The organism is Kitasatospora sp. NPDC059571, assembly GCF_042735675.1.
In the GTDB taxonomy this organism is placed as follows: domain Bacteria; phylum Actinomycetota; class Actinomycetes; order Streptomycetales; family Streptomycetaceae; genus Kitasatospora.
Window position 1 is genome coordinate 1 of record NZ_JBHWBW010000216.1, and the last position, 12,287, is coordinate 12,287.

A 12,287-nucleotide genomic window follows, 5' to 3' on the forward strand; every position below is an offset into this window, starting at 1 on the left:
GCTCGGCGGCGCCCCCGACCCCCGTCTGCTCGACCACGCGGCCCGGCTGGCCGCCAAGGACCTCGACCCGCCCGCGGACCACCGGGCCCCGGCCGGGTACCGCCGCGACCTCGCCCGGGCAATGACCCGCCGGGCCCTGGCCGCTTCCCTCGCCCGCTGCACGGCCGCACCCCAGGAGGCATCCGCGCCATGACCACGCCCATCCCGCTGGAGCTCAGTGCCAACGGGGCCGCGCACACCCTGGCCGTCGACCCCCGGCGCAGCCTCGCCGACGTGCTCCGGCGCGACCTCGGACTGACCGGCACGACGGTCGGCTGCGAGACCGGCGTCTGCGGCTCGTGCACCGTCCTGGTGGACGGCGAGCCCGTCCGCTCCTGCCTGATGCTCGCGGCCCAGGCCGACGGCACCGCCGTCGAGACCGTCGAGTCGCTCGCCGCCGGCCCCCACCCCGACAGCGAACTAGGCCCCCTGCAGCGCTCGTTCAAGGAGCACTTCGCCCTCCAGTGCGGCTTCTGCACCCCGGGCTTCCTGATGCTCGGCACCGCCCTGCTCCGCAAGGAGCCCGACGCGGACCGGGCCCGGATCACCGAGTGCGCCGCGGCCAACCTCTGCCGCTGCACCGGCTACGAGGCCATCGTCGACGCGATCGAGGCGGCGGCCCGGCCCGGCAGCCCGGGTGCCGACGCGATGTCGGGGGAGGACGCGTGAACGCCATCGGAACCTCCGTCCCGCGGCTGGAGGACGACCGGCTGCTGCGCGGCCAGGGCCGGTTCCACGACGAGACCGTGCGGCCCGGCCAGCTCTGGCTGCGGGTCGTCCGCTCGCCCGTCGCCCACGCCCGGATCCGCGCGGTCGACACCGCCGCCGCGGCCGCCCACCCGGGCGTGGTCGACGTGATCACCGGTGCCGACCTGGCCGGCACGGGGCGGATCCCGGTCCGCCAGCCCGCCCCCGGCATCGACTTCACCCCGTACCTGCAGTCGCCGCTGGCCACCGGGTACGTCCGTTACGTCGGCGACCCGGTCGCCGCGGTCGTCGCCGAGGACCCGTACCTGGCCGAGGACGCCGCCGAACTGGTCGCGCTCGACCTGGAGGAGCTGCCCGTCTCGCTGGACGCCCGGGCCGGCGCCGCACTGCGTCCCGAGAGCTGGCAGGGTGCGAGCGCCCTGGTCGGCACCGTGGACTTCGCGTACGGCGACGTCGACGCGGTCTTCGAGACCGCCCCGCACGTGATCGCCGCCGACCTCCGGGTCGGGCGGCACAGCGGCACCCCGCTGGAGCCGCGCGGCCTGGTCGCCGAATGGGACGCCCGCGCCCGGCGGATGACGGTCTGGGGGGCCACCAAGGTCCCGTACTTCAACCGCCGGGTCATGGCGCAGCTGCTCGGCCTCCCCGAGCACCGGATCCACATGCTGGAGACCGACGCGGGCGGCAGCTTCGGGATCCGCGGCGAGTTCTACCCCGAGGACCTGCTCGTGCCGTTCCTCGCCCTGCGCACGGGCCGGCCGGTCAAGTGGACCGAGGACCGCACCGAGCACCTGATCGCCGCCAACCACGCCCGCGAGCAGGACCACCGGATCGAGCTCGCCTTCGACGAGGAGCACCGGCTGCTCGGCCTGCGCGGCGAGGCGTGGATGGACACCGGCGGCTACATCCGCACCCACGGCGCGGTGGTGGCCGCGCTCACCTCCGCCATGATGTCCGGCCCCTACCGGATGCCCGCCTGCCGCAGCCGGGTGCACATCGTCACCACCAACAAGACCCCGGTCGGCACGTACCGCGCGCCGGGCCGGTTCCAGCACAACTTCGTGCGCGAGCACGCGATGGACCTCGCCGCCGACCGGCTCGGCGTGGACCCGGTCGAACTGCGCCGGATCAACCTGCTCGACGGCGCCGAACTGCCGCACCTGCGGCCGCTGCACGTCTTCGGGGCGCCGATGCTGCTGGACGGCAAGGACCACCTGGAGCACTTCGACAAGTCCCGGGAGCTCTTCGGCTACGAGGCGTGGCGCGAGGAGGCCCGCCGGGCCAGGGAGCAGGGCCGGCTGGTCGGCACCGGATGCGCCGTCATCCTGGAGAAGGCCGGCCTCGGCTACGACAGCGCGGTGGTCGACGTCGGCGTGACCGGCGCGATCCGGGTCGCCATGGGCGGCGCCAACGTCGGCCAGGGCGTGGAGACGGTGATGGCCCAGATCGCCGCCGAGGAGTTCGACGTGCCCACCGAGTCCGTGGCGGTGGTGCTCTCCGACACCGACGTCCTCGCGGACGGCTCGGGCACCTTCGCCAGCCGCACCACCGTGGTCGGCGGCACCGCCGTGAAGCTCGCCGCCGAACAGGTGCTGGCCAAGGCCCGCCGCGTCGCCGCCGCCCTGCTCGACACCGACCCGGAGCGGCTGGTCGTCCGCGACGGCGGCCTCGCCGTGGACGGCGCGCCCGAACGCCGGCTCGGGTTCGGGCAGATCGCGGCCGCCTGCTTCACCCCGCAGTTCGTCCGCACCGGCGAGGAGCCCGGACTGCTGGGCCGCGGCACCTACGCGGCCGACGGCATGACCTACCCCTACGGCGCGCACTACGCGCAGGCCGAGGTCGACCCGGACACCGGCGCGGTCCGGCTGCTGCGCTACGCGGTGAGCTACGAGATCGGCCGGGCGGTCAACCCCGCGCTGGTGCACGCCCAGTTGATCGGCGGCACCGTCCAGGGCATCGGCGGCACGCTGTTCGAGGAATTCCGGTACGACGAGCGGGGCGTACCGCTCTGCACCACCCTGGGCGACTACCTCTGGCCCCGCACCTCGGACCTCCCCGAGATCCGCATCGAGGTCTTCGAGGACTCCCCCGCGCCGGGCAACCCGCTGGGCGTCCGGGGCGCCGGCGAGGGCGGCACCGCCGGCGTCGGCGCGGCCGTGGCCAACGCCGTCCGCGACGCCCTCCGGCTCCCCGGCACGGTGGGCGCGCTGCCGCTGCTCCCGGACCGGGTCATGGCCCTGATCAACACCGCTGACAAGGACGGAGAGGCGATATGACGCAGCACCGGATGGTTCCGGCCTGGCTGGATCCCGACGAGTGGGACGACGGGGAGGCCGCACTCGCGGTCACCGCCCCCTCGCCCGCGGAACTCGCCGCCGCCGGCCCGGCCGGGCGGCCCGCCCTGGTCGAGGAGTACCTGCGCCGCGAGGTCGCCGGGATCCTGCAGACCGAGCCGGAGCTGGTCGACCCCGGGCGCCCGCTGGTCAGCATCGGCATCGGCTCGATGATGGGCGTGGAACTCCAGCGGCGCATCCTCGACACCCTCGGCGTGGAGCTCGACCTGACGACCGTCCTGCGCTCGCCCAGCATCACGGAACTGGCGGCCCGCACCGCGGCCGCCCTCGGCCGGCCGCTCGCCGCGGCCGCCGGACCGCTCGCCGTGCCGGCGGGGATGGGGTGACCGCCCCCGCGGCGGCGCCGCTCGACAATGGCCGGGTCGACCTCTGGCTGCTGCGCCAGCCCCACCCCGACGACATCACCGGCACGCTCGACCTCACCGAGCTCGACGAGAGCGAGCTCGCCCGGGCCAGCGCCTGCCGGCGGCAGACCGGCGGCTTCCTCTACGCGTCGGCGCACATCGCGCTGCGCCGCCTGCTCGGCGCCTACCTCGGCCGGCCCGCGGCCGACCTGCGCTTCGCCCGGCAGCCGTGCCCCTGCTGCGACCAGCCGCACGGGCGCCCGACACTGAGCGTCCCGGACCCGTCCGTCCACTTCTCGCTCTCGCACAGCAGCGGGATGGTGCTGGTCGGCGTCGCCGCCGACCCGATCGGCGTGGACGTCGAGCAGGTCCCCCGGGCCTCCACCGTCCGGGTCTGCTCCACCGCCGTCCACCCGGACGAGCGGGCGGAGATCGAGGCCGTCCCGGAGGCGCTGCGCCGGGCCGCCTTCGGGCAGCTGTGGACCCGCAAGGAGGCGTACCTGAAGGGCCTCGGCACGGGGCTCGGCCGTCCGCTGGCCGAGGACTACCTCGGCGCCGACGAGTCCGCCTGGCCGCCCGGCTGGACGGTGGTCGACATCCCGTGCGGCCCCCGGCACACGGCCGCCGCGGCGGTGCGGACGGACGCCCTCACCCGCACCTCGCTGCGCTGGATCCCGATCGAGAGCCTCTACGCGGGCGGCACGGTCGACCTCTCCGCCCGCGCCGCCTGACCGCCGCCCCGCACCTCCCGCCGTCCCCGGGCCCCGTCCCGCCGAGCACTGAGGATCGACCCAGATGAAGGACATCGCCGAGAGCGTCCGTGCCTGGCACCAACGGGGGCAGGTCTTCGCCGTGGCCACCGTGGTCGGTGTGTCCGGCAGCGCCCCGCGCGGGCCCGGGGCGGCCCTCGCCGTCTCCGCCGACGGCGAGGCGGTCGGCTCCGTGTCCGGCGGCTGCGTCGAGGGCGCGGTGTACGAGCTCTGCCGCGAGGCCATCGCCTCCGGCGAACCCGTCCTGGAGCGCTTCGGCTACAGCGACGAGGACGCCTTCGCCATCGGCCTGACCTGCGGCGGCGTCCTGGACGTCTTCGTCCAGCCGATCACCCCGGGCACCGACCCGGCGATCGACGCCGGCATCGCCTACATCGCCTCCGGCACCCCGGTCGCCCTCGCCCGGGTGGTCGCCGGCCCCGCCGGCCTGCTCGGCGCCGCCGTCGCGGTGACCGCGGACGCGCACCACGGCACGCTCTCCCCCGCACCCACCACCACGGCCGCCCTGGAGCGCGCCGCGGTCACCGAGGCCCGCGCCATGCTGGACGCCGGCCGCACCGGCACACTCGTCCTCGGCCTCGACGGCCGCCCCTGCGACGACACCGGCCAGGGCACCGCCACCTTCTTCGTCGAGTCCTACGTCCCCGCCCCCCGCATGATCGTCTTCGGCGCCATCGACTTCGCCGCCGCCGTCGTCCGCATCGGCAAATTCCTCGGCTACCACGTCACCGTCTGCGACGCCCGCCCCGTCTTCGCCACCACCCGCCGCTTCCCCGACGCCGACGACGTCGTCGTCGACTGGCCCCACCGCTACCTCGACACCCAACTCGACCGCATCGACGGCCGCACCGTCCTGTGCGTCCTCACCCACGACGCCAAATTCGACATCCCCCTCCTCGAACGCGCCCTGCGCCTGCCCGTCGGCTACATCGGCGCCATGGGATCACGCCGCACCCACCACGACCGCACCACCCGCCTGCGCGAAACCGGCCTCACCGACACCCAGATCGCCCGCCTCCGCTCCCCCATCGGCCTCGACCTCGGCGCCCGCACCCCCGAGGAGACCGCCGTCTCCGTCGCCGCCGAGATCGTCGCCCACCGCCGCGGCGGCTCCTGCCTCCCCCTCTCCACCGGCACCGGCCCCATCCACCACGACCTCACCCGCACCGGGGACGGGAAGGCGGACGAGAGGACACCGGAGCCGCAGCCGCACGCGGCGTGATCCACATGCAGCGCCCGGCCCCCGGCGCCACCCTGGAGGCAGGGACTGGCCGCCACCCGGGCACGGTCCGAGCGGTCGGCCGGTCGTCGCTCCGCACGGAAGGGCCGCCGTCATGCGCATGCTGATCCAGGCCTCGATCGACACCGAACTCTCCAACAAGCTGATCTCCGAGGGCGGTATGGAGAAGGCCATGGAGGAGATGATGGGCATCCTGAAGCCCGAGGCCGCCTACTTCTACCCGCTGCACGGCCGCCGCGGCTTCACCGTGGTCGTGGACCTCGCCGACGGCGCCTCGCTCGTCCCCCTCGTCGAGCCGCTCTGGCTCCGGATGGGCGCCGACGTCGAGATCGTCCCCTGCATGAACGCCGACGAACTCAGCGCGGGCATCGCCAAGATCCCCGGGGTGGGCTGAGTTCCCGCCGGACCGGCCGACTCAGTCGGCCGATCCCGGTGGCACCACCCATCGCATCGGCTGAGCGGTCACGGCGGCGATCATGTCGAAGTCGCCGTCGTAGTGGAGAACGGTGGCGCCGTGCCGCTCGGCCGTCGCGGCGATCACGAGGTCGGCCATCGACACGGCGCGCCAGTTCCCCGCACCGACGAGCATGACCTGGACCTCCAGGGCGCGATCCCACACCTCGTCGGTGACGGGCAACCAGTCGAAGCCGCGCATCTCGTCGCGGATCCGCTCGGCCTCGGCCTTCGAACGCGCGCTGTGCAGGACCTCCATCTCGACCGCTGCGCAGACGGCGAGCAGGCCGGCGTTGTGGAGGGGCTCGACGACCGCCCGAACCGCCTGCTTGGGAAACCGCGCCAGTGCCGACTTGTCGATCAGGTAGCGCCCGGTCATGCCGCCCGGTGTTCCGTCCCGCCACCGTCGACAGGTCCGGTGAGGTCCGGCAGCCCGCCCTCGGCGATCCAGGTGAGGAACGACTCCCGCTTCCGCCGCTTGACCGCGTCGGCGAGGGCCGCGTTCACGGTGGCGACCTTGGTGGTCGTACCGAAGATCTCGGCGGCCTCGGCGAGCATGTCGTCGTCGACGTCTATCACTGTCCGAGCCATACCGACCTCCCGATCCGCCCTGATATCGAATTCCACCCTAGCCGATATCAAGGCGGACCCGTCCCCCTCAGCCGACGTCGAGGCGGGCCGCCCGGCGGAGCAGGCCCGGGCTGAGCCGGCCGAGCCAGTGCGCCGCCTTCGCCTCCACGGTGACCGGGACGAACGGGCGGCCGGTGCGGACGGCCCGGACGATCTCGGCGGCGACCTTCTCGGGCGGGAAGCCGCGACGGGCGTACGCCTTGGAGGCCTTGGCCTGCTTGGCGGCCTGGGCCTGCGCGTCCAGGCCGGAGAAGGTGGTGGTCCGGGTGATGTTGGTGTTGACGATCCCCGGGCAGACCGCCGTCACCGCGACGCCGTGGGAGGCGAGTTCGGCCCGCAGGCAGTCCGAGAGCATCAGCACGGCGGCCTTGCTGGTGGCGTACGCGGCGAGCGACTTGGCGGGCAGGTAGGCGGCCGCGGAGGCGAGGTTGACGATGTGTCCGCCCTCCCCGCGCTCCACCATCAGCGCGCCGAACGCCCGGCAGCCGTGGATGACGCCCCACAGGTTGACGTCCAGGACCCGCTGCCACTCCTTCTCGGTGGTCTGCAGGAACGTCCCGGCGTGGCCGATGCCCGCGTTGTTGACCACCACGTCCGGGATGCCGTGCTCGGCGGCCACCCGCCGGGCGAAGGCGTCGACCTCCTCGCCGTCGGAGACGTCCACCCGGTGGGCCGTGCCCCGGCCGCCGACCAGGGTGCAGAGCTCGGCGGTGCGCTCGGCGCCGGCCGGGTCGAGGTCGCACACCACCACGTGGTCGCCCTGCTCGGCGAAGGCGAGCGCGGTGGCCCGCCCGATGCCGCTCCCGCCGCCGGTGACCACGACCAGCCGGCCGCTCGCCGCCGTGCCCTCCGGTGCGCCCTGCGGCCGTCCGGACCGGACCCGGGCCACGTGCTCGCGGACCAGGCCCGCCACGGCGGCGCCCCTCTCCAGCAGCGCCGACCAGTGCCCGGCGTCCAGGGTGCGGCGGGTCAGCGCCGGCACCCACCGCTCCAGCCCCTCGGAGAGGAAGGTGGAGACGTAGCGGTCCCGGCGGAGGGTGACCAGCTGCACCGGCACCTCGGTCGACCGCTCGCGCGGACTGCGCAGGGTGGGGCGGAAGTTGGCCCGGTACAGCTCGATCCCGCGCACCGCGTCCTGGCGGAGCGTCGGCTGCGGGTGCCCGGGCCGGGGGGTGACCGCCTCCAGGTCGCGCAGCACCCGCGGCCAGGCGCGGGCCAGCCCGAGCCGCCAGGTCGCGGGGGCGAGGTAGGGCAGGTGGAAGGCGGTGATGTACCAGGAGTGCACGCCCTGGACGAGCAGCTGGCGCAGGTGGCGCGGGGTGGGGCGGCGCAGCCGGTGCCGCATCCAGTGGCCGATGTGGTCCAGGGACGGGCCGGAGAGCGAGGTGTAGGAGGCGATCCGGTGGTGGGCGCCCGGCTCGGTGACGGCCTCCCAGGACTGGATCGACCCCCAGTCGTGGGCGACCAGGTGCACCGGCTCGTCCGGGCTGACCGCGTCCGCGACCGCCAGCAGGTCGGCGCCGAGCCGGGCCAGCCGGTAGCCGCCGCGGTCGGCCGGTACGCCGGAGGCGCCGGCGCCGCGCACGTCGTAGCGGACCACGTGGTGGTCGGCGGCGAGGTCGGCGGCGACGTCGTCCCAGACCGCGTGGGTGTCCGGGTAGCCGTGCACCAGCAGGACGGTCGGGTGGGCGGGGTCGCCCTGCTCGTAGACGGCCAGCGGGAGCCCGTCGGAGTCGACGGTGCGGCGGCGGATGGTCATGCGGCCTCCTCCAGGAGCGTCCAGCGCCGCACGTGCGGCAGGTCGTCGTCGAGCCAGTACGCGTCGTCGTCGGTGACGACCAGCAGTTCCTCGAACTTGATGCCGACGTCGCGGAAGCCGATGTGCGGCTCGACCGCCCACAGGCCCGGGGTCGGGGCGTGCCGGGAGGCGCGCCCGTCGGCCCAGAGCGGGGAGCGGCCGTGCAGCCGTTCGCCGATCAGCTCGCGGCCGAGCGTCTGGAGTGTACGCACCCCGAAGCCGAACACCCCGACGCCGGCCGGGCCGCGGGAGACCGTCCGGGTGACCCGGTGGCCGATCACCCGGCCCGGGTAGACCCGGTGCCGGTTGTCGTAGCCGTGCGCGGCGATCTGGGCGTCCACCGCGGCGTACACCTCGTTGAGCGGGCGGCGGGCGCGGACCTCGGCGAGGATCAGCTCGCGGTAGACCCGCAGGTCCCGGGCGAGCCGGTCCCAGACGGGGTTCTCGCCGATCTTGCCGCCGTAGCCGATGTCGGCGGTGTAGCCGTCCACGATCGGCGCGCAGTCCAGCACGTAGGGCATGCCCTCGGCCAGCCGGCGGCCGCCGGCGAAGAACTGCAGCGGGGTGTGGAAGTGCCGGAAGGCGGTGCGGTCGCCGAACCAGGCGAACGGGACGTGGAAGAAGTCCTCGACCCCGGCGCGGACCAGGCACTGGCGGAGTTTCGCGGTGGCCTGGCGCTCGGTGACGCCGGGTTCGAGCCAGGCCGCGGTCTGCTCCGCGCAGTGGTAGGCGAGCTGCTGGACCTCGCGGAAGCGCTCGAGGTCGCGGTCGTCGTACGGGAAGGCCATCGGACGGCTCCTCACAGGTCCAGGACGAGCGTCTCGCCCTCGGCGGCTCGGGAGACGCAGGGCAGCAGGTCACCGGCGGCACGCTGGTCGGCGGTGAGCCGGCGGTCGCGGTGCTCGGGGGTGCCGGCGAGCACCCGCACCCGGCAGGTGCCGCAGAAGCCCTGCCGGCAGGAGTAGGCAAGGTCGGGCCGGGCCTCGCGGGCGACGTCCAGGGCGGAGCGGTCGGCCGGGACGGCGAGATCGGGGCCGTCGGCGCCGAGCCGCAGGGTGAACGGCCGGCCGTCGGTGATCGGGGCGGCGCCGAACCGCTCGATGTGCAGGGCGCGGGCCGGCGAGGCGTCCAGCGCCCGCTGCACCGCGGCGATCATGGGGGCGGGGCCGCAGCAGTAGACGGCGGCGCCGCGCGGCGCCCGGGCGAGCAGGTCGGCGGCGTCCGGGACGCCGTCGCGGTCGTCGGTGAGGAAGGAGGTGCGGGCCGCGTCGAGCGCCGCCAGCTCCTCGGTGAACGGGAGGGAGTCGGCGGTGCGCCCGGTGTGCACCAGCTGCCAGTCGAGGCCGAGCCGGTGCGCCTCCCGGGCCATCGGCAGCAGCGGGGTGATGCCGATGCCCCCGGCCAGCAGCAGCACGGCGGGCTCGGCGCAGAACGCGAAGCCGTTGCGCGGCCGACGGGCCGTCAGCAGGTCGCCGACGGCGATCGCGTCGTGGATCTCGGCGGATCCGCCGCCGCCGTCGGCGATCCGCCGGACGGCGATCCGGTAGCGGTGCCGGTCGGCCGGGTCGCCGCAGAGCGAGTAGTGGCGGCGCCGGCCGGAGGGCAGGGTGAGCAGCAGCCGGGCGCCGGGCTGCCAGGCGGGCAGCGGGGCGCCGGAGGGCTCGGCGAGGTCGAGGGCCAGGGCGTCCCGGGCCACCGTGCGGCGCTCGCGGACCACCAGGCGCAGCGGCGGGGTACCGGGCGGCAGCGGGCGCCGCGGGCTGCGGCGCAGTCCGGGGCGGGTGAGCGCGGGGGTGTAGCGGTCGCCGAAGGCGGTGACCGCGCGCATGAAGCGGTCGGCCCTGGGACGGCCGTAGAGGTCGGGGGGCGGGGTGGTGAGGTCCATCCGTGCGGCTCCGGGCGGCGGGTCAGTGGGCGGCTGCGGCGCGGGCGGCCGGGGAGGTGGCGAGGTAGCCGAGGGCCTGGCTGGAGGAGCCCTCGCGGGTGGGGTGGTAGCCGGGGTTGAAGTAGCGGGCCGCGGAGCGGGCGAGCAGGCGCAGGTCGGGCAGCAGGCCGCGCTTGGCGTTGAGGTGCGCCTCCCGCCAGGTGGGCTTGATCCGGCCGTCCAGCAGCGGGTCGGCGGCGAGCATGAAGCGGGCGCCGCGCACCCAGAGGTGGACGAGCATCGGGCCGGAGACGAGCATTCCGCGGACCCTGCGGAGGTAGCCCGGGTCGAGGTGGTTGAGCAGGTCGAAGGCGACGCTGCGGTGCTCGACCTCCTCGGCGCCGTGCCAGCGCAGCAGGTCGAGCATGGTGGGGTCGGCCTGGGCGCGGTCGAGGCCGGGCGAGTTGAGCGCCCAGTTGCCGAGGAAGGCGGTGAAGTGCTCGATCGCGGCGACGAAGGCGACCCGTTCGATGACGCTCTCGCGGCGCTGGGCGGCCGTCAGGCCGGGCCGCTCGCCGAGCACCCGGCGGAACAGCCAGCCGACCTGGCGGACGTACGGGCGGGGGTCGAGGCCCTGGCCGAGCAGGTGGTCCAGGACCTCCTGGTGGGCCTCGGCGTGGATGGCCTCCTGGCCGATGAAGCCGAGCACCTCCTCGCGGAGCTGCTCGTCGGTGATCATCGGCAGGGCCTGCTTGAAGACCTCGACGAACCAGCGTTCGCCCTCGGGCAGCAGCAGGTGGAGCACGTTGATGACGTGGGTGGCGACCGGCTCGTCGGGGATCCAGTGCAGCGGCAGCGCGGACCAGTCGAACTGCACGTCGCGGGGTTCCAGCACGAGGTCGTGGTGGACGGCCGGGGCGGGGGTGGAACGGGGCATGGGGGTGCCTCCTGACCTGCGGGCGGCGAGGGCGTACCCAGAAACTACTCGCGGGTAGAGGCGGCTACAAGGGTTTCGGGCGCTCTTATCGACATCGAGTCTAATAACTTGGACGGACCGGGAGGCCGGCCGGCCCGGGCGGGACGCGCCGGCCGGGGACCCTCCGAGGGTGCGTCAGACCGCCATCGCCAGCATCAGCGGCGCCGCCCGCTGCGCCAGCAGCTCCGCCGCGGCCCGCAGCCGGTGGGTGTCCGCGACCGGCAGCGAGGTCGCCAGACAGCCGAGGGTGCTGCCGGCGGTGACCGGGACGGCGGCGCACACCGTGCCGAGCGCGTACTCCTCCAGGTCGAGCACCGGAACGGTGGCCGGCTGCCGGTCCAGCCGGTGCAGCAGCCGGTCGACGTCGGTGACCGTACGAACGGTGAGGCGGGCCGGGCGGTGCCGGGCGAGGTGGTCGCGGCGGCCGTCGGCGTCCAGCTGGCCGAGCAGGCAGCGGCCGATCGCACTGGCGTGCGCGGTGCTCCGGAAGTCCGCCCACTCCTGCACCGCGGGCGCGGCCTCGCTCGCCGCTACCGCCTCCACCGACAGCTCGCCGTCGTGGTAGCGGCTGAAGTACACGGCCGCGCCCAGCTCGTCGCGCAGGTCGGCGAGCCTGCGGTGCAGCCGGGCGCGCACCAGCTGCTCGCGGTTCTGCTGGCCGAGCAGGGTCAGCGCGCCGCCGAGCACCCAGGCCCCCTCGTCCAGCAGCAGGTAGCCCTCGCACTCCAGGGCCTCGGCCAGCTCCTGCACGGTGCCGGCGGGCAGGGCGAGTTCACGCGCGAGACCGGCCGTGTCCACCCCCAGCGGGTGCCGGTCGACGGCCTCCAGCAGCCGCAGCGCACGGTGCAGCAGCCCGTACGGATTCCGTTCGCCGCGGGCCGGCCCGCCCCGCCGCCCCCGGCTCGGTGCCGTCATGGCGCCCCCCTCTTCGGTCCGCACGCCCCCCGGGCGCGGCCCGGGGCGGCAACCAGCGTAACCACGCGGCCGCCCCCGCCGTCAGCCCTCTGCGGGATCCGGCCCCGATCCCCGGGGCGCCGGGGCGGAAAAGGCACCGGGCCCCTTCCCACTGCCCTGGGGAAGGGGCCCGGCGGCGGGGGGCGGGGGGGGGGGG

At 75.2% G+C, this 12,287-nt stretch carries 13 protein-coding genes and 1 pseudogene; 7 read left to right on the plus strand and 7 right to left on the minus strand.

The window, feature by feature from the left end; all coding sequences use genetic code 11:
• The 7 genes and pseudogenes from ACFV0G_RS22675 to ACFV0G_RS22705 form a co-directional block, all read left to right on the plus strand.
• Positions 1–193, plus strand: a pseudogene (locus ACFV0G_RS22675) (xanthine dehydrogenase family protein subunit M); the annotation flags it as partial.
• Complete coding sequence (locus tag ACFV0G_RS22680; protein ID WP_380550733.1) at positions 190–708, plus strand: (2Fe-2S)-binding protein; 519 nt, start codon at positions 190–192, stop codon at positions 706–708. The pseudogene ACFV0G_RS22675 and the gene ACFV0G_RS22680, both read left to right, overlap by 4 nt.
• A complete protein-coding gene (locus ACFV0G_RS22685; RefSeq protein ID WP_380550736.1) occupies positions 705–3,023 on the plus strand; it encodes a xanthine dehydrogenase family protein molybdopterin-binding subunit in 2,319 nt (772 codons plus the stop codon). The genes ACFV0G_RS22680 and ACFV0G_RS22685 overlap by 4 nt, the downstream gene beginning before the upstream one ends.
• Positions 3,020–3,427 (plus strand): acyl carrier protein, encoded by a 408-nt coding sequence (locus tag ACFV0G_RS22690; protein WP_380550740.1) that lies wholly within the window; start codon positions 3,020–3,022, stop codon positions 3,425–3,427. Before ACFV0G_RS22685 ends, ACFV0G_RS22690 begins: the two co-directional genes overlap by 4 nt.
• Positions 3,424–4,176 carry a 4'-phosphopantetheinyl transferase family protein gene (locus ACFV0G_RS22695; RefSeq protein WP_380550743.1) on the plus strand — a complete coding sequence of 251 codons (753 nt, stop codon included), beginning with the start codon at positions 3,424–3,426 and terminating at the stop codon, positions 4,174–4,176. Before ACFV0G_RS22690 ends, ACFV0G_RS22695 begins: the two co-directional genes overlap by 4 nt.
• Positions 4,177–4,240: 64 nt before the next feature.
• Complete coding sequence (locus ACFV0G_RS22700) at positions 4,241–5,437, plus strand: XdhC family protein (RefSeq protein WP_380550746.1); 1,197 nt, start codon at positions 4,241–4,243, stop codon at positions 5,435–5,437.
• Between the two features lie 112 nt (positions 5,438–5,549).
• Positions 5,550–5,849, plus strand: coding sequence for a hypothetical protein (locus ACFV0G_RS22705; protein WP_380550749.1), 300 nt, complete (start codon positions 5,550–5,552; stop codon positions 5,847–5,849).
• A gap of 21 nt (positions 5,850–5,870) precedes the next feature.
• Here ACFV0G_RS22705 and ACFV0G_RS22710 read toward each other — a convergent pair whose 3' ends face one another.
• The 7 genes from ACFV0G_RS22710 to ACFV0G_RS22740 form a co-directional block, all read right to left on the minus strand.
• Entirely contained in the window at positions 5,871–6,287 is a 417-nt protein-coding gene (locus tag ACFV0G_RS22710; RefSeq protein WP_380550752.1) for a PIN domain nuclease, read from the minus strand.
• Complete coding sequence (locus ACFV0G_RS22715; RefSeq protein WP_380550755.1) at positions 6,284–6,499, minus strand: type II toxin-antitoxin system VapB family antitoxin; 216 nt, start codon at positions 6,497–6,499, stop codon at positions 6,284–6,286. Before ACFV0G_RS22715 ends, ACFV0G_RS22710 begins: the two co-directional genes overlap by 4 nt.
• Before the next feature lie 67 nt (positions 6,500–6,566).
• Positions 6,567–8,297, minus strand: a complete 1,731-nt coding sequence (locus tag ACFV0G_RS22720) for an SDR family oxidoreductase (protein WP_380550758.1) — start codon at positions 8,295–8,297, stop codon at positions 6,567–6,569.
• Positions 8,294–9,124 carry a M24 family metallopeptidase gene (locus ACFV0G_RS22725; RefSeq protein ID WP_380550761.1) on the minus strand — a complete coding sequence of 277 codons (831 nt, stop codon included), beginning with the start codon at positions 9,122–9,124 and terminating at the stop codon, positions 8,294–8,296. The genes ACFV0G_RS22720 and ACFV0G_RS22725 overlap by 4 nt, the downstream gene beginning before the upstream one ends.
• 11 nt (positions 9,125–9,135) lie before the next feature.
• Positions 9,136–10,221 (minus strand): PDR/VanB family oxidoreductase, encoded by a 1,086-nt coding sequence (locus ACFV0G_RS22730; RefSeq protein WP_380550764.1) that lies wholly within the window; start codon positions 10,219–10,221, stop codon positions 9,136–9,138.
• A 22-nt stretch (positions 10,222–10,243) separates the two neighbouring features.
• Positions 10,244–11,137 carry a metal-dependent hydrolase gene (locus tag ACFV0G_RS22735; RefSeq protein WP_380550767.1) on the minus strand — a complete coding sequence of 298 codons (894 nt, stop codon included), beginning with the start codon at positions 11,135–11,137 and terminating at the stop codon, positions 10,244–10,246.
• A 174-nt stretch (positions 11,138–11,311) separates the two neighbouring features.
• On the minus strand, positions 11,312–12,091 hold the full coding sequence (locus ACFV0G_RS22740) for an IclR family transcriptional regulator C-terminal domain-containing protein (protein WP_380550770.1): 780 nt from the start codon (positions 12,089–12,091) through the stop codon (positions 11,312–11,314).
• Positions 12,092–12,287: the final 196 nt, after the last annotated feature.

What these genes read in the sequence shown, in the direction of transcription:
- ACFV0G_RS22735 (WP_380550767.1), bottom strand. Translation starts at nt 11,137, where the DNA reads ATGCCCCGTTCCACCCCCGCCCCGGCCGTCCACCACGACCTCGTGCTG.
- ACFV0G_RS22740 (WP_380550770.1), bottom strand. Translation starts at nt 12,091, where the DNA reads ATGACGGCACCGAGCCGGGGGCGGCGGGGCGGGCCGGCCCGCGGCGAA.
- ACFV0G_RS22705 (WP_380550749.1), top strand. Translation starts at nt 5,550, where the DNA reads ATGCGCATGCTGATCCAGGCCTCGATCGACACCGAACTCTCCAACAAG.
- ACFV0G_RS22715 (WP_380550755.1), bottom strand. Translation starts at nt 6,499, where the DNA reads ATGGCTCGGACAGTGATAGACGTCGACGACGACATGCTCGCCGAGGCC.
- ACFV0G_RS22700 (WP_380550746.1), top strand. Translation starts at nt 4,241, where the DNA reads ATGAAGGACATCGCCGAGAGCGTCCGTGCCTGGCACCAACGGGGGCAG.
- ACFV0G_RS22680 (WP_380550733.1), top strand. Translation starts at nt 190, where the DNA reads ATGACCACGCCCATCCCGCTGGAGCTCAGTGCCAACGGGGCCGCGCAC.
- ACFV0G_RS22725 (WP_380550761.1), bottom strand. Translation starts at nt 9,124, where the DNA reads ATGGCCTTCCCGTACGACGACCGCGACCTCGAGCGCTTCCGCGAGGTC.
- ACFV0G_RS22730 (WP_380550764.1), bottom strand. Translation starts at nt 10,221, where the DNA reads ATGGACCTCACCACCCCGCCCCCCGACCTCTACGGCCGTCCCAGGGCC.
- ACFV0G_RS22710 (WP_380550752.1), bottom strand. Translation starts at nt 6,287, where the DNA reads ATGACCGGGCGCTACCTGATCGACAAGTCGGCACTGGCGCGGTTTCCC.
- ACFV0G_RS22690 (WP_380550740.1), top strand. Translation starts at nt 3,020, where the DNA reads ATGACGCAGCACCGGATGGTTCCGGCCTGGCTGGATCCCGACGAGTGG.
- ACFV0G_RS22720 (WP_380550758.1), bottom strand. Translation starts at nt 8,297, where the DNA reads ATGACCATCCGCCGCCGCACCGTCGACTCCGACGGGCTCCCGCTGGCC.